Below are 21,705 nucleotides of genomic sequence, written 5' to 3' on the forward strand. Positions count from 1 at the left end.
GTAGTGTCAGACGGACTTCAGGACAAAAAAATAGCGGCTAATCATAGCTCAGCGGAACGCATTTGAGAATGCTGGATTTGCTCCGGCCGCCAGTTCGCTATCGCGTACTCGAGTAAATCCTCAATACTGAGCGTCTGCCATTCCTGAATGACATCCTGATTAAGAAACGTTAACGCCCGCACAATTTCCGGGCGCGGATCGCCTTCAGACAGCGCCGGAGCGTGGTTTTGCTTCGACAGTTTATTGCCCTGCGCGTTGAGGGCCAGCGGCAAATGGATATAGTCCGGCGCCTGCCAGCCAAAATGCTGATAAAGCGATATTTGCCGCACCGTCGGCTCGATAAGATCGGCGCCGCGGACGATTTCGCTGACGCCCTGAAAATGATCGTCCACTACCACCGCCAGATTATAGGCGAACAGCCCATCGCGGCGGTGGATAATGAAATCTTCCCGCGCCAGCGGCTCATCGGCGACGATCGTGCCGCGCAGTCGGTCATAAAATTCGAGGACCGGACGCGTTTGCCGCAGACGCAGAGCGGCGTTTTCCGCGCCGAGGCGTAAATCGCGGCAGTGGCCGTCGTAAATACCGCCAATGCCGTGGATGCGCGCGCGGGTGCAGGTGCAGTAATAGCAGAGGTCCTGCTCGCGCAGCCAGGCGAGGTGCTCGCGATAGGCTTCGTGGCGTTTTGACTGCCAGAGTACCTCTCCGTCCCAGTGCAGGCCGTAGCGTTCTAATTGACGAAGAATGGTGTCCGCGGCGCCGGGAACTTCCCGCGGCGGATCGATATCTTCAATGCGCACGCGCCAGATACCGTTCTGAGCCCGAGCCTGCAGATAGCTGCCAAGCGCGGCAATCAATGAACCGAAGTGGAGTTCGCCGGAAGGTGAGGGAGCAAAGCGCCCGATGTAGTGTGAATCTTTCATGATATGACTAAAGCATCAGGGCGGGAGAAAGCTCCCGCCAGAGATGTGCCAGCGAAGTGAATTAGCCTGCCATCTGTTTTTCGCGAATTTCCGCCAGCGTTTTGCAATCAATGCACAGGTCAGCGGTCGGACGCGCTTCCAGACGACGGATACCAATCTCGACGCCACAGGATTCACAGAAGCCGAAATCTTCGTCTTCGACTTTTTTCAGCGTTTTCTCGATCTTTTTGATCAATTTACGTTCGCGGTCGCGGTTACGCAGCTCCAGGCTGAACTCTTCTTCCTGAGCGGCACGGTCTACCGGGTCCGGGAAGTTAGCAGCTTCATCCTGCATATGCGTTACGGTGCGATCCACTTCATCCCTAAGTTGATTACGCCACGCTTCAAGAATGCGCTTGAAGTGCGCCAGCTGGGCTTCGTTCATATACTCTTCGCCCGGCTTCACTTGGTACGGCTCCACCCCAGCGATGGAGAGAATACTCAGGGACGATGTTTTACGGTTTTGCCCTTCTTGCATGTTGCTTCTCCTTAACACGCACTATCGATCCCCGTGTTGGGGGAAAAATCAGGCCGCTATAAATAGCAGATGCTTTTCCGGATAGCAATTATCTAAACGTTACACTTGACAACCCTGTGAGGAAAAGCGTATTTGCGCTCGCGACCCGAATACTATTTAGCCGTTTATTTACCGGGGGTTAACACCACGGTAATCGGCTTATTCAGAGTCATCATCTCGGTAGAAAGTTCCGCCTTGTACGCGAGAATTTCCACCCCCTTGTTTTGCGCCTCAATCAATAGCTGTGCGTATCTGGCATCAATATGATGCGCGGGTGAGAAACGGTCGATCGCCGAGTGCAGCACGGCGAACAAAATCACCGCCCGATCGCCCGCTGCCGCCACGCTCATCAGCTCCCGCAGGTGCTTCTGGCCGCGTTCGGTAACCGCATCGGGGAAGTAACCGTATTCCTTTTCCGCCAACGTAACCGATTTCACTTCAATATAGCAGTTTTGTTGGTCATCTGCTTGTAACAGAATATCAATGCGGCTGTTTTCATCACCATACTTCACTTCGCTTTTCAGCGTGTTATAGCCCAAAAGCTCGGGAATATTTCCCGCCAGAATCGCCTCTTTCGCCAACGTGTTAGCACGTAGAGTATTAACACAAATTGTCGCACCTTCTACGGTTTCGGTTATTTCCCACGTGTGGGCATATTTGCGTTTAGGATTATCTGAAGTGGAATACCAGACGGTATCGCCCGGCGCGGCGCAGCCGGTCATGGCGCCGGTGTTGGGACAGTGCAGGGTCAGCTCGCGACCGTCGGGGGTGATCACATCGGCGAGAAACCGTTTGTAACGTTTAATGAGGGTGGCGGACCGTAGCGGGGGAGTAAACAGCATCAGCTTTCCTTGTCGAAAGGGTAACGTTCCAGCGCCTTGTAGCGGGTGCGGCCGCGGCTAAAGCTGGATTCGTAGAGTACAAATTCGTTGACCGCAAACGCCCAGCGAAATCCGGGCGGCGGAATAGCCACCGCGTGGCGCGCGTCGCGCAGCAGGGTGATATGCGGATGAAACGGCTGCGGGCTCTGATAGCAGCCGCTGCGGGCGGCCTGGGCGCGCAGCATATTCGCTAATTGCAGAACTCCGCGCGGCGGCTGACGAGTGCCCAGCCACACCACTCGCGAACGCAGCCACTGCCCGGCATCGTCAAGGATCAGGGTAAAGCCCGGCTGGCGAATTCGTTCGGCCATCGCTGACAGCGCCCGCTGCTTATCCGCGCTCACTTCGCCAAGAAACGCCAGCGTCAGATGGAGGTTTGCCGCCGTCACCGGTCGACCAGCATCTTCGGGAAAGCTGGCGGCGCGCCAGTGAACGATCTGCCGCTGAACTTCTGCGGGAAGTTCAAGGGCGAAAAACAGCCTTTTCGGCTCGGACATGATAGAGACTCGGTAATGAATTACCGGGATGCTACAATGCTTGCCCGCAAATGTTAACCTCCGGAGCGCTTCGTGTCCTCATTGCCGGTTGCCGCCGTCCTCCCTGAACTTCTTTCTGCTCTGCGGCATGCGCCGCAGGTTCTGCTTAATGCGCCAACCGGCGCCGGGAAATCCACCTGGCTGCCGTTGCAAATCCTCGCGCAGGGTAAAATTAACGGGCGCATTATCCTGCTGGAGCCGCGGCGGCTGGCGGCGCGTAACGTGGCGCAGCGGCTGGCGGAACTGCTGGGGGAGAAGCCCGGCGAGACCGTGGGCTACCGCATGCGCGCCGAGACCTGCGTCGGGCCGAACACGCGCCTCGAAGTGGTGACGGAAGGTATTTTGACGCGGATGATCCAGCGCGATCCGGAGCTGAGCGGCGTGGGGCTGGCGATCCTCGATGAGTTCCACGAGCGCAGCCTGCAGGCGGATCTGGCGCTGGCGCTGCTGCTCGACGTCCAGCAGGGGCTACGCGACGATCTCAAGCTGCTGATTATGTCGGCGACGCTCGATAATGAGCGCCTGCAGCGTCTGCTGCCGGAGGCGCCGGTTATCGTTTCCGAAGGGCGCGCGTTTCCGGTTGAGCGGCGTTTTCAGCCGCTGGCGACCCATCAGCGTTTTGACGAGGCGGTGGCGATTGCCGCCGCGGAACTGCTGCGTAGCGAAAACGGTTCAATGCTGCTGTTTCTGCCCGGCGTCGGCGAGATCCAACGGGTACAGGAGCGGCTGGCGGAGCGGGTGGCGAGCGATGTTGTGCTGTGCCCGCTGTACGGCGCGCTGCCGCTGAGTGAGCAGCGCAAGGCGATACTGCCTGCGCCCGTCGGGATGCGCAAGGTGGTGCTGGCGACCAATATCGCCGAAACCAGTCTGACCATTGAGGGGATTCGTCTGGTGGTAGATAGCGCCCAGGAGCGCGTCGCCCGCTTTGACGCCCGCACCGGGCTTACCCGCCTGGTCACGCAGCGCATCAGCCAGGCCTCAATGACCCAGCGCGCCGGACGCGCCGGGCGTCTGGAACCGGGGATCTGTCTGCATCTGCTTGCTAAAGAGCAGGCCGAGCGCGCGGCGGCGCAGGGCGATCCGGAAATCCTGCAAAGCGACCTGTCTTCACTGTTGCTGGAGTTGTTGCAGTGGGGATGCCAGGACCCGGCGCAGCTTAGCTGGCTGGATCTGCCGCCTGCGGTTAATCTGGCGGCGGCCCGGCGTCTGCTCACCGACCTTTCTGCGCTGGAAGGCGAGCGGCTGTCGTCGCACGGGCGCAAAATGGCGGCGTTGGGCAACGATCCGCGTCTGGCGGCGATGCTGACCGCGGCGGAGGATGCCGATGGCGCCGCCACGGCGGCTAAGCTGGCGGCGATCCTGGAAGAGCCGCCGCGCGGCGGCAATAGCGATCTTAGCGCGGCGTTTGCCCGTCAGCAGGGCAACTGGCAGCAGCGGGCGCAGCAGTTGATAAAACGGCTGGCGGTGCGCGGCGGTCAGCCTGACGCCGACAGAATCGCGGCGCTGCTGGCCTCCGCTTTTGCCGACCGTATCGCCCATCGTCGCGGCCAGGAGGGGCGCTATCAGCTGGCCAACGGAATGGGGGCGATGCTCGACGCCGACGATGCGCTGGGCCGCCACGAGTGGCTGATCGCGCCGCTGCTGCTGCAGGGAAGTTCATCGCCGGATGCGCGGATCCTGCTGGCGCTGCCGGTAGAGATTAACGCGCTGATTGAGCGGTGTCCGGCGCTGGTCCAGCGCTCCGATATCGTCGAGTGGGATGAGGCGTTAGGCACGCTGAAGGCCTGGCGGCGTACCTGTATCGGACGGCTGGTGATTAAAACTCAACCGCTGGCGAAGCCGTCGGAAGAGGAGCTGCATCAGGCGATGCTCAACGGCATCCGCGAAAAGGGGCTGAGCGTGCTCAACTGGACGCCGGAGGCGGAGCAGCTGCGTTTGCGCCTGCACTGCGCGGCGCAGTGGCTGCCGGAGGAGGCGTGGCCAGCCGTTGATGAGGCATCGCTGCTGGCATCGCTTGAGCAGTGGCTGTTACCGCAGATGACGGGCGTCCATTCTCTGCGCGCGCTGAAGGCGCTGGATGTGCGTCAGGCGCTGCAAAACTGGCTGCCGTGGCCGCTGCGCCAGAAGCTGGACAGCGAGCTACCCACGCACTATACGGTGCCGACCGGTAGCCGCATCGCGATTCGTTATCACGATGATAACCCTCCGGCGCTGGCGGTGCGGATGCAGGAGATGTTTGGCGAGGCGACGACCCCGACTATCGCCCAGGGGCGGGTGCCGCTGGTGCTGGAGCTACTGTCGCCGGCGCAGCGCCCGCTGCAGATCACCCGCGATTTAGGCGCATTCTGGCAGGGGAGCTACCGCGAGGTGCAAAAAGAGATGAAAGGGCGCTATCCGAAGCACGTCTGGCCGGACGATCCGGCCAATACCGCCCCGACCCGGCGCACCAAAAAATATTCGTAACCGGTTATTTTCCCGGAGGCGGTGCTGGCGCACCTGTCCGGGCTACCGGTCCGCAGACGGCGGGGAACCCGTAGCCCCGGTAAGGCGTCAGCCGCCACCGGGGGGGAGTATGCGAAGCCTCGGTAGGAACGGCTTCCCGGAGGCGGTGCTGGCGCACCTGGCCGGGCTACCGGTCCGCAGACGGCGGGGAACCCGTAGCCCCGGTAAGGCGTCAGCCGCCACCAGGGGGGAGTATGCGAAGCCTCGGTGGGTACGGCTTCCCGGAGGCGGTGCTGGCGCACCTGTCCGGGCTACCGGTCCGCAGACGGCGGGGAACCCGTAGCCCCGGTAAGGCGTCAGCCGCCACCGGGGGGGAGTATGCGAAGCCTCGGTGGGTACGGCTTCCCGGAGGCGGTGCTGGCGCACCTGTCCGGGCTACCGGCCCGCAGACGGCGGGGAACCCGTAGCCCGGTCAGCGCAGCGCCACCGGGAAGATGGGGGGGTAAATTTGGCTCCACAAAAAGATGCCGCCGCCCGCCAGCGCCAGCCAGGGCCCGAAGGCCAAAGGCTGCTGGAGCGACTGCCGGGTTATCAGGCGCTGCAGCAGCGTCCAGACCAGGCCGCTGGCGGAAGCCAGCAGCAGCGTCTGCGGCAGCGCCTGCCAGCCGAGCCACGCGCCGAGCGCCGCCAGCAGTTTGAAATCGCCGTAGCCCAGCGCCTCTTTACCGCTCAGCAGACGGAATACCCAGTACACCGACCACAGCGATAAATACCCGGCCATCGCGCCCACGACCGCCTCCGCCAGCGGCACGTAAGTCGCGCTAAGATTGAACAACAGCCCGGCCCACATCAGCGGTAGCGTCAGCCCGTCCGGCAGCAGCTGCGTTTGCGCGTCGATGGCGGCGAGGATCAGCAGCAGCGACAATAAAATCAACCCGCCCAGCAGCGGCACGCCCGGCGCCATCAGGTATCCCGCCAGCACAAACAGCGCGCCGGTCGCCAGCTCCATCAGGGGATAGCGAGGCGAGATCGGCTGCCCGCAGCAGCGCGAACGCCCCTTAAGAAACAGGAAGCCCAGCAGCGGAATATTGTCCCGCCAGGCGATGGGCTCACGGCACTGCGGACAGAACGACGCGGGAAAACAGAGATTGATTCCCTCTGCCTGCTCCATCATCAGCGGCAGACGGTGGATAACGACGTTAAAAAAGCTGCCGAACGCCAGTCCGGACAGGAATAAAAAGCTGCCCCAGAGAAACGGGTATTGCGCGGCGAACTCGGGTAATAACGCGATGTTTTCGACCATTATTTTTTCTCCTCGGATAGCCACTCTCCTTGCCACCGCCACGGTATGCGTCCCTGCTCATCTTTACGGCCGTTTTGCGCGACCAGCAGCGTCAGCAGCGCCGGGGCCGCCTGACGAGGTTGCAGCGTACCGTTAAACGTATAGCGCCCGTCGGGCGTCAGAACGCCCTGTCCGGTGAGGCTAAGCTGATGGGAGTCCTGGGTCAGGGCGACAGCCAGCGCACCCGCCGGGGTACAGCTTAATTTGCCGTTGACCTGGGCCAGTTCGAGCAACCCGGCGGGGGAGCTGAGCGCCGCATCTTGCCACTGCACGGCGCTCGCGGCTATCCGCCGGCAGCCGTTGGCGTTAAAGCTGGCCTCCGGCAGCGTCAGCGCCAGCTGGCCGCGGGCTTCCAGCGGCATACCCAGCGCCAGCCGCTGGCTGATTAAACGGGCCGGAATCACGAGCCGTCCCTCGCGCACCACAAACTCGTTCAGGCCGTGCAGCCAGGCCTGGCCGCGCAGGCCGGAGGGATCGTTAAAACGGATATGCCAGCCGGGAAGCCAGGTCGAGAAGCCAAACTCCCAGCGTAAATAGGCTAATTCAACGCCGCGCCAGCTGGCCTGAAGGGCTTCTCCCTTCCACAGGGTGCCCGACGTTTGCGCGAGCCGCGCGCCGTCCGGCAGCGCCAGGGCCAGCAGACGCGCCGGCGCGCTGAGCAGCAGCCAGAAGAGATAGATCGCCGCCAGCAGCAGGCCGATAGTGAGTCTATTTTTCATCGCTGCGCTCCAGCACCAGCGTATTGACGGTCACCCAGCCGGGCTGCTGCGCTACGGCGGTCACCGCCAGGGTGGCGGTGGTCATCCCCGCCTGCCCCAGCGCGTCCAGCCATGCCATCAGCGCCTGGAAATCGGCGGGCTGCACGGTAAGGCTCAGGCGGGAGCCCTGCGGCTGCAGGCGAACGATGGTGAGACCGTGACGGGCGGTTTCGCGCATAATCACCGTCGAGGGTTCTTCCGGCGCGGTGGGCGGCTTCTGATTGCGAAGCTGACGGAGAAGGGGCGTCTGCTGGCGCATCCACTGCAGGCTGGCCTGCTCCCTGGCCAGCGTTTGCCGCCACTGCGCCTCGCGGTTTTGCCACGGCTGCCATAACATGTAATAGACCAGGCCGATGAGCAGTACCACGGCCATCCCCAGCAGCAGACGCCGTTCGCGGCGCGTACGCTGTTGCCATAAGGCGAGCAGGTTATGCATCGTTCCCCTCCAGCGTCAGGCGCCCTTCAATACCGTCGGCGCGCGGCTTCATCTCGCCGGTCTGCACGCGAAACCTCGCCCGCGCCCGCTGGCTGAACTGCTCCAGGGCCTGCGAGGAAACGGCGGATATCTCCAGCTGCAGCGCGTTGCGCGCGGCGTCAAAGCTCAACGTCCGCAGGCGGATGCCCGGCGTGTCGTCGATGATTTGCTGCAGCGCGCCGAGCCGCGAGATAAGCGCCGGCCGGGCGCCCGCGTTTTTCATCTGCCGCAGATGCTGCTGCATTTGCAGGCGCGGGTTGACGACGTTCTTTTCCGTTTTGAACCACTGGCGGTAAAAATCACGGCTGGCCTGCACGGCGGCGTCGGCCTGCTGTCCCAGCATGAGATGATCGTGGAGGCAATTACTGCTCCACAGCAGCAGTAGCGCCAGCGCCGCGACGATTACCGGGCGCCAGCGTCGTGGCGTCGGCTGCCGGCGGCGTTTTGCGGCAAAATCGCCCTGGCGTAAGCAGATTCTGCGCGCATCGGGATTGGCCGCCGCCAGCTGCAGCAGATCCTGCGCCGGGAGAGGCTGCCACGGCGCGGCGATATCCGGCGGCGGCGAGTAGCAGGCGATGGGCGCGAGGTCTTGCCAGTGGGTCAGCAGCTGGTCGAGCCATACGGTTTCCACCGCCATTCCGCCCCACGTATCACAGCGAAACAGCCACTGCTCGCCGCAGCGTACGGCGCTCCAGCCGGTGGGACTGTGCGGCAGCGCCAGGACATCCGGCGTCAGGGCCAGTACGCTCAGCCCGAGGCTGTCGCACCAGGCCTGCCAGGCGCGCATCTTTTCCCGCCCGACCACCGCCACGGCGCAGTCGGTTTTGTGCTGGTGGAGCAAGGCAAAGTGGCTCTCCTCAACTTCCGTCGCCAGCTGTTCTTCGAGTAAAAACGCCAGCGCCTGCTGCGGTCTTCTGCGCGCCCCGGCGGGCAGAGCGACGCGATGAAATGCGCAATCGCTGGCGGGCACCAGTACCCAGGCCGGATGGCGCTGCGCCAGCAGGCTGAGCGTCGGATCGCCAGCATCAGGATGCCACTCGCCAGTCTGCGCCGTGTCGCCCGGCGCGGCCAGCCGCCATATCGCCGTCGCGGCATCGGGATTGAGGCGAATAATCAGCACGGCGGCGGAAGAGGTATGGTGGTTATTCATCGGCTACCCAGTAGATTCCGTAGCGCCGCTGGACGACGCCGAAGGTACGCCCCTGCTTTTGCAGGAGGCTGCGTTGCTGATAGCGGGCGTTGCCCATCACTACGCTGAAGGTGGCGATAAAACGCTCGCTGTGAACCGCCAGCCACGGGCGCGCGGCGGCGGTATCGGTTTTTTGTAATGCCGGCTGCGACAGGAAGGCGGCGACGCTGCTCCAGCCGGTGGCCGCGCGGGCCTGCAGCAGCTGCCGGGCTTCGACGAGGGTGAGTTCAGCGGGGAACAGCGCCGCCAGCAGCGCGGCCCGATCGGGCTGCAGGGTATTGACGTTCACCTGCAGCGTCTCGTCCGCCAGGGCGCAGACGTAGGGCAGCAGGCGCTGATAGAGCGCGGCGTCCATCCCGGCCAGCAGACGCAGCTCGCTGACGTCCTGCAGCGGCTGATTGCCGGTCAGATAGCCGGGGGATTGCGCCATATAGACCTCGTCTTCCGCGCCGTTCAGCAGCGGCTGGCGGTCGTCATCGACCCAGTCGCGCAGGGCGGCGGTGAGCTGTAAGGCGCGCAGCGGCTCGCTGCCGAGGTTTTCCAGCAGGCGGGTAAAGATCTGTGCGGGGTAAGGTACTGCGGCGCTTTCGTCGTCGCCGCGCTGGTTAATGGCGTTGAGGTTGAAGCAGGCCTGAGCGTCGGTAATCGTGGCGTAGATCTCGCCGTCATTGACCGTGAAGCGGCGCCCCTGCTGGGCCCAGTTCTGCGCCAGGTGGGTCTGGTTCGGCGAGTCGAGCGCGTCGCGTTGCAGCAGCGCCGCCGCCAGGGTTTCCGCCCCCAGCGCGTACCATTTGGCCTGCAGGTTATCGAGGGTGGTGGCGGTCTGCTGGTACATCCGGGCGCTGCGCTCGGTCATGGCGCTCGCCAGCACCATCATCAGGGCGAGGATCAGCAGCACCATGAGCAGGGCGACGCCGCGCTGGCGGTGGTTCATCGGCTGTCTCCCGGCGTAAGCAGAAACAGCCGGCGGATCTCGCCGTACGGCTCCAGCGTCAGGGTGACTTCCAGCCCCTGCGGCAGCGTCTGCGCCTGCTGCCATTCGTCCTGCCAGCGGCCGCTGGCGTAAAAACGCAGGCCAAACGCCCGCACGTCGCGCAGCACAATAGTCACCGTTGGCTGGCTACCGGGCAGCGGGTCCTGCTGGTCGTAGTTCAGACGTTCCAGCTGGCTGCCGCGCAGGCGGTAGCTGACGTTCTGAATTTCCGAACGCGGCAGGAGCCCCAAAGGATTGGGCCAGCCGTTGCGGCTAAAGGCGATCGCCCCGTCATCGCTGCCGAGCTGAAAGCGCCCGGCAAAAAACAGGCTTGCACTGTCGCGGCTGCGGCGGGGAATGATTTGGCTAAAGTCCGCCGCCATCTGGCTGAACGTTTGCTGTAACGCCTGCATGCGCCCGCTCTTATCGCGGGTGAGCGTATCGGCGCGCATCACGTTTTGCAGCACCGTGACCGCGGCGACGCTGAGCGCGGCGAGAATGGCCAGCGCCAGCAGCATTTCGACGAGGGTAAAGCCGCTTGAGCGCCGGATCATGGCGATGTCACGTAGGTGCGCAGCGAAGAGACGGGCGTCTTATCGCTTTTGGCGTGGCGAACCTCGACGTCCAGCGCCCGCAGCTGAGGCAGATCGGTCTCCACCCCCTGCCAGCGAATGTGCCAGCTGACGCCTGCCGCCTGCAGCGTGGTTTCCGACCAGCTCAGCGCGGGCCAGCGGTTTTCCAGCCGGAGCTGTATCAGCTGATTGTCCGCCAGCCAGCTAGCGAGGGTTTTCTCCTCCATGCGTCCCAGCTGGCGGGTTTGCTGGAGCGTCGCCTGCATCACCGCCAGCCCGGCGAGAGCGAAGACCACCAGGGCGACCATGACTTCAATCAGCGTCATACCGGACTGCTTTTTCATTGCGCCTCCTGCGGTTCGGGCAGGCTTTCGCCGCGGGCGTTAAACGCGATACCCGGCGCCTCGCCGAGGGTCAGCCGGAACGGCGTCATCTCGCCGCCGGGAAAGATCAGCACATCGGGATTGTCGCCCGGCGTCCAGGCTTCGCCCTGCGCCAAAGCGAGGTTCAGCTTGCCCCCGGCGATGCTGCCCGAAGTGGCGACGCGTCCGGCGCGCAGCGGCAGCCAGCGATAGCCGCTCCAGCCGTCGTCGGCGGGGGCCGGATCGGCGCCATCGCGGGCCTCCAGAACCAGAAACTGCCAGCGGTCTGGGTGCACCGAGACGCCAAAGAACTGGCCGGTTTGCAGCCCGCGCTGCTGGACAAAGCGCAGCTGCGCTTCAAAGCGCGCCAGCGTCTGCGCCGCGCTATCGTCGCGCGAGGCGGGGAAAGCCAGCAGCACCATGCCCGCGCTGACCCCCATCAGCAGCAAAATGAGCATCATCTCCAGCAACGTAAAGCCGCGCTGTCGCACTATTTCTTCCCGATCGTCCAGTTGCCGATATCGTCATTGCTCTCCGGCACGCCGTCCGGCCCGAGGCTGAAAATATCCACCTGACCATGCTGGCCGGGGCTCAGCAGCTGGTAATCGCTGCCCCAGGGGTCCTGCGGCAGACGGCGGATATAGCCGCCTTCGGGATAGTTGCGCGCGTGCGGCTCGGCGGATGGCGCGCTGACCAGCGCCTGCAGCCCCTGCTCGGTGGTGGGATAGCGGCTGTTGTCCAGTTTGTACATGTCCAGCGCGCCCTCGAGCGCCACAAGATCGCTGACCACTTTTTGCCGGTCGGCCTTTTCCTTGTTGCCCATCAGGTTGGGCACCACGAGGCTGGCGAGCACGCCGAGGATAACAATCACCACCATGATTTCCAGTAAGGTGAATCCGCGCTGTCGTTGCATATTTTTCTCCATTAGAACAATCACATACTCATCAAGGTATTGAGCTGCAGTATCGGCTGCAGGATGGCGAGGACGATAAACAGCACCATGCCGGCCATCGCCACCACCAGCAGGGGTTCAAACAGGCTGAGGGCCAGCTGAATTTGTGCGCTCAGATCCCGGTCCTGGTTGTCCGCCGCGCGCTCCAGCATGCTGTTGAGCTCGCCGCTCCGTTCGCCGCTGGCGACCATGTAGCGCATCATCGGCGGGAAAAGCTGGGTCATTTCGAGCGCGCGATGCAGGCTGACGCCTTCGCGCACCGCGTCGCTGGCGGCTTCCAGCTGGCGCTTCGCCCAGGCGTTGCTCAACACATCCGCGCTGATGCGCATCGCCAGCAGCAGCGGAACGGCGCTGGCGTTGAGGATGCTCAGGGTGCGGGCGTAGCGGGCGCTGTTAACGCTGCGCGCGACCCGGCCAATTAACGGCAGGCGCAGCAGCAGCCTGTGCCAGGCCAGCCGCTTTGCCGGCTGCCGCAGCAGGTAGCGCAGCAGGAGAATGAGGAGCAAAATCGCCAGCAGCAGCCACGGCCCGGCGGCGCGCAGCATATCGCTCATCGCCATCAGCAGGCGGGTGGAAAACGGCAGCACCTGCTTAAGGTGGATAAACTGCTCGACGACCTTCGGCACCACCGTCGACAGCAGAATGACGATCACGCTGACCGCCACCAGGGTCAGCACGATGGGGTAAATCATCGCCTGCAGCAGGCGGGCGCGCAGCTGCTGGCGCTGCTCGGTGTAGTCCGCCAGCCGGTTCAGCACGCCGTCGAGGTGGCCTGAAGCTTCTCCGGCGGCGACCATCGCGCAGTAGAGCGCGTCAAAGCAGCCCGGGTAGCCGCGCATCGCTTCCGCCAGCGAATGGCCTTCCAGCACTTTGCCGCGCACGCCGGCGATCAGCGTTTTCAGCTGCGGTTTTTCACTCTGCTGGGCCACCGCGTCGAGCGCTTTTTCCAGCGGGATCGCGGCGGCGACCAGCGTCGCCAGCTGGCGGGTGACGAGGGCGAGATCGCGGGCGCTGGTGCGGCGCATAAAGCGCGATGGTCTGCCGCCGCTGGCTGCCGGGTCGATGTCCAGCGCCAGCCAGCCCTTTTCCCGCAGCAGCTGGCGCGCGTGGCGGGCGGAGTCCGCCTGCTGGACGCCGCGCCGGGGTTTGCCCTGTTCGTCGAGGGCCTGGTAACGAAACAGCGCCATTTCAGGAAGCCTCCGCGATCGGCTGCTCGGTGACCCTTAGCACCTCTTGCCAACTGGTGATCCCAGCCAGCGCCTTTTCCCGCCCGGCGCGGCGCAGGGTCATATAATCCGTCCCCAGCTGTTGGATCAGCGTCACCTCATTTTCGCCGCGGTGGATAGCCATGCGTACGCGATCGTCCACCAGCAGCAGTTCATGGATGCCGGTGCGTCCGCGATAGCCGGTAAAACCGCACTCGGCGCAGCCCCGGGGCTGCCAGAGTGCCGTGCCGGGGGCGATCTCCATCTGGTGGGCGGCGTCGGCGTTTGCCGGTTCCTGCTGGCGACAATGTGGGCAGAGCCGGCGCACCAGCCGCTGCGACATCACCGCCAGCAGCGAGGTGGAGAGCAGAAAAGGCTCCACGCCCATATCCTGCAGGCGCGAGATGGCCCCCAGCGCGCTGTTGGTGTGCAGCGTCGAGAGCACCAGATGGCCGGTTAGCGAGGCCTGAACGGCGATTTGCGCCGTCTCGCCGTCGCGGATTTCGCCCACCAGCACCACGTCAGGGTCCTGGCGCAAAATGGCGCGCAGCCCGCGGGCAAAGGTCATGTCGACTTTCGCGTTAACCTGGGTCTGACCGATGCCCTCCAGCTCATATTCGATGGGGTCTTCAATGGTCATGATGTTGCGCTCGCGCGCGTCGAGGCGGCTCAGCGCGGCGTAGAGGGTGGTGCTTTTTCCCGAACCGGTCGGCCCGGTCACCAGCACGATGCCGTGCGGGCGGGCGATCAGCCCATCCACCTGCCGCAGCAGGGCGGGAGTCATCCCGAGGGTCAGCAGGTCGAGATTGACGCTATTTTTGTCGAGCAGACGCAGCACCACGCGCTCGCCGTAGCTCGACGGCAGGGTAGAGACGCGCACGTCGACGGCGCGTCCGCCAATGCGCAGAGCCATGCGCCCGTCCTGCGGAATGCGCTTTTCGGCGATATCCAGGCTCGCCATCACCTTAATGCGCGAGATCAGCAGTGCGGCGAGTCGGCGCTGGGGGCGCAGGATTTCGCGCAGGACGCCGTCGACGCGAAAGCGAATTTGCAGGTGGCGCTCATAGGTTTCGATATGAATATCCGAGGCTTTCTCTTTGATGGCCTCGGTGAGCATGGCGTTAATCAGGCGGATAATCGGCGCGTCGTCTTCGCTGTCCAGCAGGTCGTCGGTGTCCGGCAGCTCTTCGGCAAGGGTATACAGATCCAGCTCGTTGCCGATATCGGCCATCATGCGCCGGGCCTCGGCGGAGTCGCGCTGATAGCTCAGTACCAGCAGCTTTTCGAACGCCTCTTCTTCCAGCCGTTCGAGGCGGAACGGCATCGCAGCGACCCGGCGGGCTTCCAGCAGCGCCTGCGGCGCGGTAGCGGCGAGGCAGAAAACCTCGCAGCTTTCGCCGCTGCTCAGGAGCATCACGCTGTGCGCGCGGGCGTAGCCGAAGGGGAGCAGCGGGCGTCGTTCAGCGGCGGGGGTCATAGATTGCCTCCCAGATTGAACGCGTCGATAGCGGCGCTGACCTGACGGAACGCGGCGGTATCCTGGCGCGGGTAGATCTCCAGCAGATCCTGATTCAGCATCGCGTCGTTGTTCTCTTTGCCGCGCTGTTTGCTCTGGGCGTCGTTAAAAGCGGTGTACTGCCCGGATGAGGCCTGGCGGTACTCGTCGCGGTCGCGGATCACCGTCGGGCGGATAAACAGCATCAGGTTGCGCTTGGAGACCTTTTTGCTGGTGGAACGGAACAGCGCGCCAATGACCGGAATATCGCCGAGCAGCGGCACTTTGTCGGCGGTGTCGGAGACGCTTTTATCCAGCAGGCCGCCGACGACCACCGTTTCGCCGCTGCCGACCAGCACCGCGTTATTGACCGTACGGGTATTGAAGGTCGCGCCGAGATCCGAGCTGGTGCTGGAGGCGGCGTCCGCCACGCTGGAGACCTCCTGTTCGATCTCCAGCAGGACCGAATCGCCTTCGTTGATTTGCGGCTTCACCTTTAGCTTGATGCCGACGGTTTTGCGCTCGACGGTATTAAAGATGTTATCGCCGGAGGTGGTTTGCGAGCCGGTGAGTACCGGGACCTCCTGGCCGACGTTAAAGGTGGCTTCCATGTTGTCGAGGGTAACGATGCTCGGCGTGGCGAGAATATCGTTCTTGGTGCTGCTGGAGAGGGCGGTTAACAGCATCGCCCAGTTGCCCTGGTAGAAGCCGGCGGCAATACCGTTGAAGGAGCTTAAGGCGCTGGCCAGCGAGCTGCTGACGGTGCCGTCTTTGTTGTACTGGTTGGCCCCGGCGATAGCGGTGGATATCGGCAGGCCGCTATTGGTGAACTGGGTCATGCCGGCGTTTTTATTGGCCCACTGGATGCCGAGGTTCAGGCCGTCAGCGTCCTGTACTTCGGCGATGATCGCCTCCACCAGCACCTGCGGGCGGCGGATATCCAGCTGCTCGATTACCCGTTCAAGATCGTTCATCACGTCCGGGGCAGCGGTGACAATCAGGGCGTTGGTCTGGCCGTGGGCTTTGATAATGATATTTTTATCCAGCGCCGCCACCGGCTTCGCGGCCTGCTTTTCGCTCTGAATCGTGCTGCTGATTCCGGTCAGTACCTCAACCAGATCGGAGGCTTTGGCGTATTTCAGGTAGATAACCTTGGTATTGCCCTGCGTTGCCTGCTGGCGGTCGAGCTGCTTGATCATGGCGATGATCCGCTGGCGAGAGTTGGGCTCGCCGCTGACCAGCACCGCGTTGGTGCGTTCATCGGCCACTACGTTGGCCACCATTGAGCCGGGCAGCGCCGATTTGCTGGTGTCTTTGTTGAGTTCGGTCACCAGCTTGACGACATCGGCGGCGGAGGCCCAGGACAGCGGAATGGTCACCACGCTGCGGTCTCCGGCGTTATCGACGCGCTCAACAATGGTCAGCAGGCGTTTAATCACCGCCGCGCGACCGGTCATCAGCAGAACGTTGGAAGGCTCATAGTGCACCACGCTGCCCGCGCCGGCGTTATCGTTGAGCTGGCGCAGCAGCGGCGCCAGATCGCGGGCGGCGACGTTGGTCAGGGGCACGACGCGGGTGACGACCTCATCGCCAATACCCGGCGCGGCATCGCTCGCCACCGGCACCGCGGCGGTTTTCGCGTCTTTCGAACGCACCACTTTCAGGACGCCGTTATTCATATTAATTACGGCGAAACCGTAGACATCAAGGACGCTGAGGAAGAACTGATAATATTGTTCTTCGTTGAGCATATCGTAGCTGCGCACGGTAATGGTGCCGCGCACGCTGGGATCGATAATGACCGTTTTATTCAGGTTTTTACTCACCGTATTGATAAATTCCTGAATATCGGTGCCCTTGAAGCTGGCGGAAAACTCTTCCGCCGCGGCCGGTCTGAATAACAGCGCGGCGAATATCAGCAGCGTCAGGGAAAATGAGCGGATAACGTTGGCGATGATCAATTATTCATCCCTCAGGGCTAGATAAATATCGTTTTTCTGGCCGTCGCGTTCAACGGTAAGGGTTATTTCAGTTAATTCCGGCAGCTGGGCTAATACCTGGCGGGCCTGCTCTTTATCGCGTAAATCCAGACCGTTGAGGGCTATCGCCAGATCGTTTTCCCGGAGACCCGACTGGCGAAATAGCGCCGGGTCTTTGCCCGGGTTCAGGCGATATCCGCTGAGTTTGTCGTTAACCATGACCGGCGAAATATTGAGGTAATGAAGAATATTTTGCGGCTGCGCCCGGAGCTCCTGCGCCAGGTGGCGGGCTGGCGGCGCGGCGCTATTTTTGCCGACGGCGGGCGGGTCGTTAAACAGCGGGATAGCCTCATTTCTGCCGCGGTAATTAACAATCAGGCGGTCGGGGAAAATGGCGACGATTTTCGCCTCTCCGCCCGGCGTATTATCGCCAATACCGAGGCTAACCTGTTGATTCCCTTTCATCATGATAGCGATGGCGCGGGACGGGTCGGTGCTGGCGAGCAGGCCGGTAACGCGCAGTTTGAGCGCCGAAACGGGCGCCTGGTCGAGGTTGCCGCCGGGCGCGGAGGCGGAGGTTTTCTCCGCAAGGCCAAACAGCGTAAAGCGCGGCAGCGCCGTTTCCGCGGAGGGGGCTGCGGGCGACGTCATATCGGCAGAGCTCAATGCGTTATCCGTAAAGTTTACCGGGAGAATTATTTTCCAGGTTAATTGCGCGAGCTGCTGGCAGATAAAAAATAATATGATGGAGGTCACAATATGAGGCGCGTAATTAATTATTTTTTTATTTGGTATTGTTAATCTCATCACGGAATTATGCATTTTTATTCCTTTGCTCATTCTATTTCCCTCAGCAAAAGGTACCGCCCTACCGATATGGGTGGGGCATTTTTTATTTTTGAGCGTGCTTATTGCGGGAATCTGCGTAGGTCGCTGCGAATCATAAAGAGTTTGGCTATTGCGGTCGTCATTCCCTTTTTATTTTTTCTCCTCCGGCCGCCTACGCCCCCGGAGGAGGAGTGAATGGATGATTGAACCTAAGAGAGCAAGAATATCTAATTATCGACGCTTTAAAGATATGCTCGTCATTTCTTCATGGGGCTTAAGTGCGCCAGGAATAGTTTCGCGTATATAACACTTCATATAATTTAATCAGCATGTATAGGGACTATCGAATGCTCAGATATACCCGTAATGCCCTGGTTCTGGGATCGCTGGTTTTACTTAGCGGCTGCGATAACGGATCCTCTTCTTCTTCCTCTGGAAATCCCGACACTCCTGGTAATCAGGATGTGGTTGTACGTTTACCTGACGTTGCGGTGCCCGGCGAAGCGGTCACGGCAGTAGAAAACCAGGCGGTCATCCACCTGGTGGATATTGCCGGGATCACCAGCAGTAGCGCGGCGGACTACAGCAGCAAAAACCTCTATCTCTGGAACAATGAAACCTGCGACGCGCTGAGCGCGCCGGTGGCCGACTGGAATGACGTCAGCACCACGCCGAGCGGCAGCGATAAATATGGCCCGTACTGGGTGATCCCGCTCAACAAAGAGAGCGGCTGTATCAACGTCATCGTTCGCGACGGCACCGATAAGCTGATCGATAGCGACCTGCGGGTGGCGTTTGGCGACTTCACCGATCGTACGGTATCGGTGATTGCCGGTAACAGCGCGGTCTATGACTCCCGCGCCGACGCCTTCCGCGCCGCTTTTGGCGTCGCGCTGGCCGAAGCCCACTGGGTCGACAAAAATACGCTGCTGTGGCCGGGCGGGCAGGATAAGCCCATCGTGCGCCTCTACTACAGCCGCAGCAGTAAAGTGGCGGCCGACGGCGAAGGCAAATTTACCGACCGCTACCTGAAGCTGACGCCGACTACCGTCAGCCAGCAGGTCAGCATGCGCTTCCCGCACCTTTCCAGCTATGCGGCCTTTAAGCTGCCGGACAACGCCAACGTGGACGAGCTGCTGCAGGGCGAAACGGTCGCCATTGCCGCCGCAGAGGACGGGATCCTGATTTCCGCCACCCAGGTGCAGACGGCGGGCGTCCTGGATGACGCCTATGCCGAAGCGGCGGAAGCCCTGAGCTACGGCGCGCAGCTGGCCGACGGCGGCGTCACCTTCCGCGTTTGGGCGCCGACTGCCCAGCAGGTGGATGTGGTGGTCTACAGCGCCGATAAGAAAGTCATTGGCAGCCATCCTATGACCCGCGACAGCGCTTCCGGCGCGTGGTCATGGCAGGGCGGCAGCGATCTGAAAGGCGCGTTCTACCGCTATGCGATGACGGTTTATCACCCGCAGTCGCGTAAGGTTGAACAGTACGAAGTCACCGACCCGTATGCGCATAGCCTGTCGACCAACTCGGAGTACAGCCAGGTGGTCGATCTCAACGACAGCGCCCTGAAGCCTGACGGCTGGGACAACCTGACGATGCCGCACGCCCAGAAGACGAAAGCGGATTTAGCGAAGATGACGATCCATGAATCGCATATTCGCGATCTCTCCGCCTGGGACCAGACCGTTCCGGCCGAACTGCGCGGTAAATACCTTGCGCTGACCGCCGGCGACAGCAATATGGTGCAGCATCTGAAGACGCTCTCCGCTTCAGGTGTGACGCACGTTGAGCTGCTGCCGGTCTTCGATCTGGCGACGGTGAACGAGTTCAGCGACAAGGTCGCCGATATTCAGCAACCGTTCAGTCGCCTGTGTGAAGTGAACAGCGCGGTGAAAAGCAGCGAGTTCGCCGGATACTGCGACAGCGGCTCCACGGTGGAAGAGGTACTGAATCAGCTTAAGCAGAGCGATAGCCAGGATAATCCGCAGGTGCAGGCGCTGAATACGCTGGTGGCGCAGACCGACTCCTACAACTGGGGCTACGATCCGTTCCACTACACGGTTCCGGAAGGATCCTACGCGACCGATCCGGAAGGCACGACGCGCATCAAAGAGTTCCGCACCATGATTCAGGCGATCAAGCAGGATCTGGGGATGAACGTCATTATGGACGTGGTCTACAACCACACCAACGCCGCGGGTCCGACCGATCGCACGTCGGTACTGGATAAGATCGTACCCTGGTACTATCAGCGTCTGAATGAAACCACCGGCAGCGTCGAATCCGCCACCTGCTGTTCCGACTCCGCGCCGGAGCATCGGATGTTCGCCAAGCTGATCGCCGACTCGCTGGCGGTATGGACCACCGATTATAAAATCGATGGTTTCCGCTTCGACCTGATGGGCTATCACCCGAAAGCGCAAATTCTGTCGGCGTGGGAGCGCATTAAGGCCCTGAACCCGGATATCTACTTCTTCGGCGAAGGCTGGGACTCTAACCAGAGCGATCGTTTTGAAATCGCCTCGCAGATCAACCTGAAAGGTACCGGTATCGGCACGTTCTCCGATCGCCTGCGCGATTCCGTGCGCGGCGGCGGCCCGTTCGATTCCGGCGATGCGCTGCGTCAGAACCAGGGCATCGGCAGCGGCGCGGGCGTGTTGCCAAACGAACTCGCCAGCCTGAGCGATGACCAGGTCCGCCATCTGGCCGATCTGACCCGTCTGGGGATGGCCGGTAACCTCGCTGACTTTGTGATGATCGACAAAGACGGCGCGGCGAAGAAAGGCAGCGAAATTGACTATAACGGCGCGCCTGGCGGCTACGCCGCAGACCCGACGGAAGTCGTCAACTATGTTTCGAAACACGACAACCAGACGCTGTGGGACATGATCAGCTACAAAGCGTCCCAGGAAGCCGATCTGGCGACCCGCGTTCGCATGCAGGCCGTTTCGCTGGCGACGGTGATGCTGGGGCAGGGGATCGCGTTCGATCAGCAGGGCTCTGAACTGCTGCGTTCGAAATCCTTTACCCGCGACTCCTACGACTCCGGCGACTGGTTCAACCGCGTGGATTATTCCCTGCAGGATAATAACTACAACGTTGGTATGCCGCGCATCAGCGATGACGGCAGCAACTATGAGGTGATTACTCGCGTCAAAGAGATGGTTGCCACCCCGGGCGAAGCGGAGCTGAAGCAGATGACCGCGTTCTACCAGGAGCTGACCGAGCTGCGGAAATCCTCGCCGTTGTTCACATTGGGCGATGGCAGCGCGGTAATGAAGCGCGTTGATTTCCGTAATACCGGTTCCGACCAACAGGCCGGTCTGCTGGTGATGACCGTGGATGACGGGATGAAAGCGGGCGCCAGCCTGGATAGCCGCCTTGACGGTCTGGTGGTGGCGATTAACGCCGCGCCGGAAAGCCGCACGCTGAATGAGTTTGCCGGTGAAACGCTGCAGCTGAGCGCGATCCAGCAGACGGCGGGCGAAAACTCGCTGGCAAACGGCGTGCAGATTGCCGCTGATGGCACCGTCACTCTGCCGGCCTGGTCCGTTGCGGTGCTGGAACTGCCGCAGGGCGAAGCCCAGGGCGCCGGGCTGCCGGTAAGCAGTAAGTAAAACCTTAACCTCCCGGCCCGCGGCGTCAAAACCCCGGGCCGGGATGGCGTGTCTTGATTAAGGAGAAGCCGGTGCTTGTTCGCCCGCAAGAGCCGTACCCGCAGTCCGAGCCCCCGGCGGCGGTAGGAAGAATGGTGCAGATCCCCTACGTGACCGTACCGCTGTACGCCGCGCTGCTGATTGCGCTCGGATGGTTCGGCGGCGAGCAGTGGCGGAACAAGCCCGAGCCGCAGCCGATGAGGCAGTCGGTAGCCCATGCGGCGTTAGTCCCGCTGAACCAACCGGCGGTCAAAGCTGCCGTGGCGCCGGTTAACGCCGGGCCCGAAATTCAGGCTGAACCGGAAATAGCGATAGATGAAGATAACCTGCCGCCTCTGCGCTACAGCGCGCACGTCTACGCTTCACTGGCGGATAAACGCAGCATTGTATTAAACGGACAGTCCTGGAAGGAGGGCGACTCGCCGCTGGCGAACCTGGTTATCGAGCAGATTCAGCAGGACCTCACCGTATTTAGCTTCAACGGTAAAACGTTTACCCTCGCGGCGCTGGATGACTGGCCGGGCGGGGCGATTGAGGAGAGTCCGCAGGCAGAATAAAATAGCGCTGGCGGAATATAA

Annotated in this window: 21 protein-coding genes; 4 read left to right on the top strand and 17 right to left on the bottom strand. The window is 62.2% G+C overall.

The window, feature by feature from the left end; translation table 11 throughout:
- Nucleotides 1–41: 41 nt before the first annotated feature.
- From gluQRS to thpR, 4 genes are all read right to left on the bottom strand, one after another.
- A complete protein-coding gene (gene gluQRS / locus KOSB73_RS07250) occupies nucleotides 42–923 on the bottom strand; it encodes a tRNA glutamyl-Q(34) synthetase GluQRS (RefSeq protein WP_024360333.1) in 882 nt (293 codons plus the stop codon).
- 61 nt (nucleotides 924–984) lie between these two features.
- Nucleotides 985–1,440, bottom strand: a complete 456-nt coding sequence (gene dksA, locus KOSB73_RS07255; RefSeq protein WP_004098689.1) for an RNA polymerase-binding protein DksA — start codon at nucleotides 1,438–1,440, stop codon at nucleotides 985–987.
- A 164-nt stretch (nucleotides 1,441–1,604) separates the two neighbouring features.
- Nucleotides 1,605–2,321, bottom strand: coding sequence for a DNA/RNA nuclease SfsA (sfsA, locus tag KOSB73_RS07260; protein ID WP_024360334.1), 717 nt, complete (start codon nucleotides 2,319–2,321; stop codon nucleotides 1,605–1,607).
- On the bottom strand, nucleotides 2,321–2,857 hold the full coding sequence (gene thpR / locus KOSB73_RS07265) for an RNA 2',3'-cyclic phosphodiesterase (protein ID WP_004872093.1): 537 nt from the start codon (nucleotides 2,855–2,857) through the stop codon (nucleotides 2,321–2,323). The genes sfsA and thpR overlap by 1 nt, the downstream gene beginning before the upstream one ends.
- 72 nt (nucleotides 2,858–2,929) lie before the next feature.
- Between thpR and hrpB the strand changes: the two genes are divergently transcribed.
- Both hrpB and KOSB73_RS30625 read left to right on the top strand, forming a co-directional pair.
- The gene (hrpB, locus tag KOSB73_RS07270; RefSeq protein WP_049085605.1) at nucleotides 2,930–5,359 is read left to right on the top strand and encodes an ATP-dependent helicase HrpB; all 2,430 of its coding nucleotides are present in this window, start codon (nucleotides 2,930–2,932) and stop codon (nucleotides 5,357–5,359) included.
- 233 nt (nucleotides 5,360–5,592) lie between these two features.
- Entirely contained in the window at nucleotides 5,593–5,805 is a 213-nt protein-coding gene (locus KOSB73_RS30625; protein ID WP_133116563.1) for a hypothetical protein, read from the top strand.
- A 5-nt stretch (nucleotides 5,806–5,810) separates the two neighbouring features.
- Here the strand turns inward: KOSB73_RS30625 and KOSB73_RS07275 are convergent, their stop codons facing one another.
- Genes KOSB73_RS07275 through gspC form a run of 13 tightly spaced genes read right to left on the bottom strand, consistent with a single transcriptional unit; the run spans nucleotide 5,811 to nucleotide 17,462 of the window.
- Nucleotides 5,811–6,641 carry a prepilin peptidase gene (locus KOSB73_RS07275; protein WP_049088225.1) on the bottom strand — a complete coding sequence of 277 codons (831 nt, stop codon included), beginning with the start codon at nucleotides 6,639–6,641 and terminating at the stop codon, nucleotides 5,811–5,813.
- The gene (locus KOSB73_RS07280; RefSeq protein WP_098140343.1) at nucleotides 6,641–7,399 is read right to left on the bottom strand and encodes a type II secretion system protein N; all 759 of its coding nucleotides are present in this window, start codon (nucleotides 7,397–7,399) and stop codon (nucleotides 6,641–6,643) included. Before KOSB73_RS07280 ends, KOSB73_RS07275 begins: the two co-directional genes overlap by 1 nt.
- Nucleotides 7,389–7,874 carry a type II secretion system protein M gene (locus KOSB73_RS07285; RefSeq protein WP_064342183.1) on the bottom strand — a complete coding sequence of 162 codons (486 nt, stop codon included), beginning with the start codon at nucleotides 7,872–7,874 and terminating at the stop codon, nucleotides 7,389–7,391. The genes KOSB73_RS07280 and KOSB73_RS07285 overlap by 11 nt, the downstream gene beginning before the upstream one ends.
- Nucleotides 7,867–9,063: a type II secretion system protein GspL gene (gene gspL, locus KOSB73_RS07290; RefSeq protein WP_098140344.1), complete on the bottom strand. Its 1,197-nt coding sequence runs from the start codon at nucleotides 9,061–9,063 to the stop codon at nucleotides 7,867–7,869. The genes KOSB73_RS07285 and gspL overlap by 8 nt, the downstream gene beginning before the upstream one ends.
- Nucleotides 9,056–10,036 (bottom strand): type II secretion system minor pseudopilin GspK, encoded by a 981-nt coding sequence (gene gspK / locus KOSB73_RS07295; protein ID WP_098140345.1) that lies wholly within the window; start codon nucleotides 10,034–10,036, stop codon nucleotides 9,056–9,058. The genes gspL and gspK overlap by 8 nt, the downstream gene beginning before the upstream one ends.
- On the bottom strand, nucleotides 10,033–10,629 hold the full coding sequence (gene gspJ / locus KOSB73_RS07300) for a type II secretion system minor pseudopilin GspJ (protein WP_024360342.1): 597 nt from the start codon (nucleotides 10,627–10,629) through the stop codon (nucleotides 10,033–10,035). Before gspJ ends, gspK begins: the two co-directional genes overlap by 4 nt.
- Nucleotides 10,626–10,991: a type II secretion system minor pseudopilin GspI gene (gspI, locus tag KOSB73_RS07305; protein WP_098140346.1), complete on the bottom strand. Its 366-nt coding sequence runs from the start codon at nucleotides 10,989–10,991 to the stop codon at nucleotides 10,626–10,628. Before gspI ends, gspJ begins: the two co-directional genes overlap by 4 nt.
- Nucleotides 10,988–11,500: a type II secretion system minor pseudopilin GspH gene (gene gspH, locus KOSB73_RS07310; RefSeq protein ID WP_098140347.1), complete on the bottom strand. Its 513-nt coding sequence runs from the start codon at nucleotides 11,498–11,500 to the stop codon at nucleotides 10,988–10,990. Before gspH ends, gspI begins: the two co-directional genes overlap by 4 nt.
- On the bottom strand, nucleotides 11,500–11,922 hold the full coding sequence (gspG, locus tag KOSB73_RS07315; RefSeq protein ID WP_004098709.1) for a type II secretion system major pseudopilin GspG: 423 nt from the start codon (nucleotides 11,920–11,922) through the stop codon (nucleotides 11,500–11,502). Before gspG ends, gspH begins: the two co-directional genes overlap by 1 nt.
- Nucleotides 11,923–11,942: 20 nt before the next feature.
- Nucleotides 11,943–13,148, bottom strand: coding sequence for a type II secretion system inner membrane protein GspF (gene gspF, locus KOSB73_RS07320; protein WP_098140348.1), 1,206 nt, complete (start codon nucleotides 13,146–13,148; stop codon nucleotides 11,943–11,945).
- Between the two features lies 1 nt (nucleotide 13,149).
- Nucleotides 13,150–14,643: a type II secretion system ATPase GspE gene (gene gspE, locus KOSB73_RS07325; RefSeq protein ID WP_064411316.1), complete on the bottom strand. Its 1,494-nt coding sequence runs from the start codon at nucleotides 14,641–14,643 to the stop codon at nucleotides 13,150–13,152.
- Nucleotides 14,640–16,622, bottom strand: a complete 1,983-nt coding sequence (pulD, locus tag KOSB73_RS07330; RefSeq protein ID WP_098140349.1) for a GspD family T2SS secretin variant PulD — start codon at nucleotides 16,620–16,622, stop codon at nucleotides 14,640–14,642. The genes gspE and pulD overlap by 4 nt, the downstream gene beginning before the upstream one ends.
- Entirely contained in the window at nucleotides 16,623–17,462 is an 840-nt protein-coding gene (gene gspC / locus KOSB73_RS07335) for a type II secretion system protein GspC (RefSeq protein ID WP_098140350.1), read from the bottom strand.
- A 353-nt stretch (nucleotides 17,463–17,815) separates the two neighbouring features.
- Here gspC and pulA point away from each other — a divergent pair, with 353 nt between their 5' ends.
- Both pulA and gspB read left to right on the top strand, forming a co-directional pair.
- Entirely contained in the window at nucleotides 17,816–21,088 is a 3,273-nt protein-coding gene (gene pulA / locus KOSB73_RS07340) for a pullulanase-type alpha-1,6-glucosidase (RefSeq protein ID WP_049131664.1), read from the top strand.
- Nucleotides 21,089–21,159: 71 nt separating this feature from the next.
- Nucleotides 21,160–21,684 (top strand): type II secretion system assembly factor GspB, encoded by a 525-nt coding sequence (gene gspB / locus KOSB73_RS07345; RefSeq protein WP_004872074.1) that lies wholly within the window; start codon nucleotides 21,160–21,162, stop codon nucleotides 21,682–21,684.
- Nucleotides 21,685–21,705: the final 21 nt, after the last annotated feature.

It is taken from the genome of Klebsiella grimontii (genome assembly GCF_900200035.1).
Taxonomy (GTDB): domain Bacteria; phylum Pseudomonadota; class Gammaproteobacteria; order Enterobacterales; family Enterobacteriaceae; genus Klebsiella; species Klebsiella grimontii.

Bases quoted from the DNA above. Each gene is read 5' to 3' on its own strand.
- gluQRS (WP_024360333.1), bottom strand. From the start codon at position 923: ATGAAAGATTCACACTACATCGGGCGCTTTGCTCCCTCACCTTCCGGC.
- dksA (WP_004098689.1), bottom strand. From the start codon at position 1,440: ATGCAAGAAGGGCAAAACCGTAAAACATCGTCCCTGAGTATTCTCTCC.
- sfsA (WP_024360334.1), bottom strand. From the start codon at position 2,321: ATGCTGTTTACTCCCCCGCTACGGTCCGCCACCCTCATTAAACGTTAC.
- thpR (WP_004872093.1), bottom strand. From the start codon at position 2,857: ATGTCCGAGCCGAAAAGGCTGTTTTTCGCCCTTGAACTTCCCGCAGAA.
- KOSB73_RS30625 (WP_133116563.1), top strand. From the start codon at position 5,593: ATGCGAAGCCTCGGTGGGTACGGCTTCCCGGAGGCGGTGCTGGCGCAC.
- KOSB73_RS07275 (WP_049088225.1), bottom strand. From the start codon at position 6,641: ATGGTCGAAAACATCGCGTTATTACCCGAGTTCGCCGCGCAATACCCG.
- KOSB73_RS07280 (WP_098140343.1), bottom strand. From the start codon at position 7,399: ATGAAAAATAGACTCACTATCGGCCTGCTGCTGGCGGCGATCTATCTC.
- KOSB73_RS07285 (WP_064342183.1), bottom strand. From the start codon at position 7,874: ATGCATAACCTGCTCGCCTTATGGCAACAGCGTACGCGCCGCGAACGG.
- gspL (WP_098140344.1), bottom strand. From the start codon at position 9,063: ATGAATAACCACCATACCTCTTCCGCCGCCGTGCTGATTATTCGCCTC.
- gspK (WP_098140345.1), bottom strand. From the start codon at position 10,036: ATGAACCACCGCCAGCGCGGCGTCGCCCTGCTCATGGTGCTGCTGATC.
- gspJ (WP_024360342.1), bottom strand. From the start codon at position 10,629: ATGATCCGGCGCTCAAGCGGCTTTACCCTCGTCGAAATGCTGCTGGCG.
- gspI (WP_098140346.1), bottom strand. From the start codon at position 10,991: ATGAAAAAGCAGTCCGGTATGACGCTGATTGAAGTCATGGTCGCCCTG.
- gspG (WP_004098709.1), bottom strand. From the start codon at position 11,922: ATGCAACGACAGCGCGGATTCACCTTACTGGAAATCATGGTGGTGATT.
- gspF (WP_098140348.1), bottom strand. From the start codon at position 13,148: ATGGCGCTGTTTCGTTACCAGGCCCTCGACGAACAGGGCAAACCCCGG.
- gspE (WP_064411316.1), bottom strand. From the start codon at position 14,643: ATGACCCCCGCCGCTGAACGACGCCCGCTGCTCCCCTTCGGCTACGCC.
- gspC (WP_098140350.1), bottom strand. From the start codon at position 17,462: ATGCATAATTCCGTGATGAGATTAACAATACCAAATAAAAAAATAATT.
- pulA (WP_049131664.1), top strand. From the start codon at position 17,816: ATGCTCAGATATACCCGTAATGCCCTGGTTCTGGGATCGCTGGTTTTA.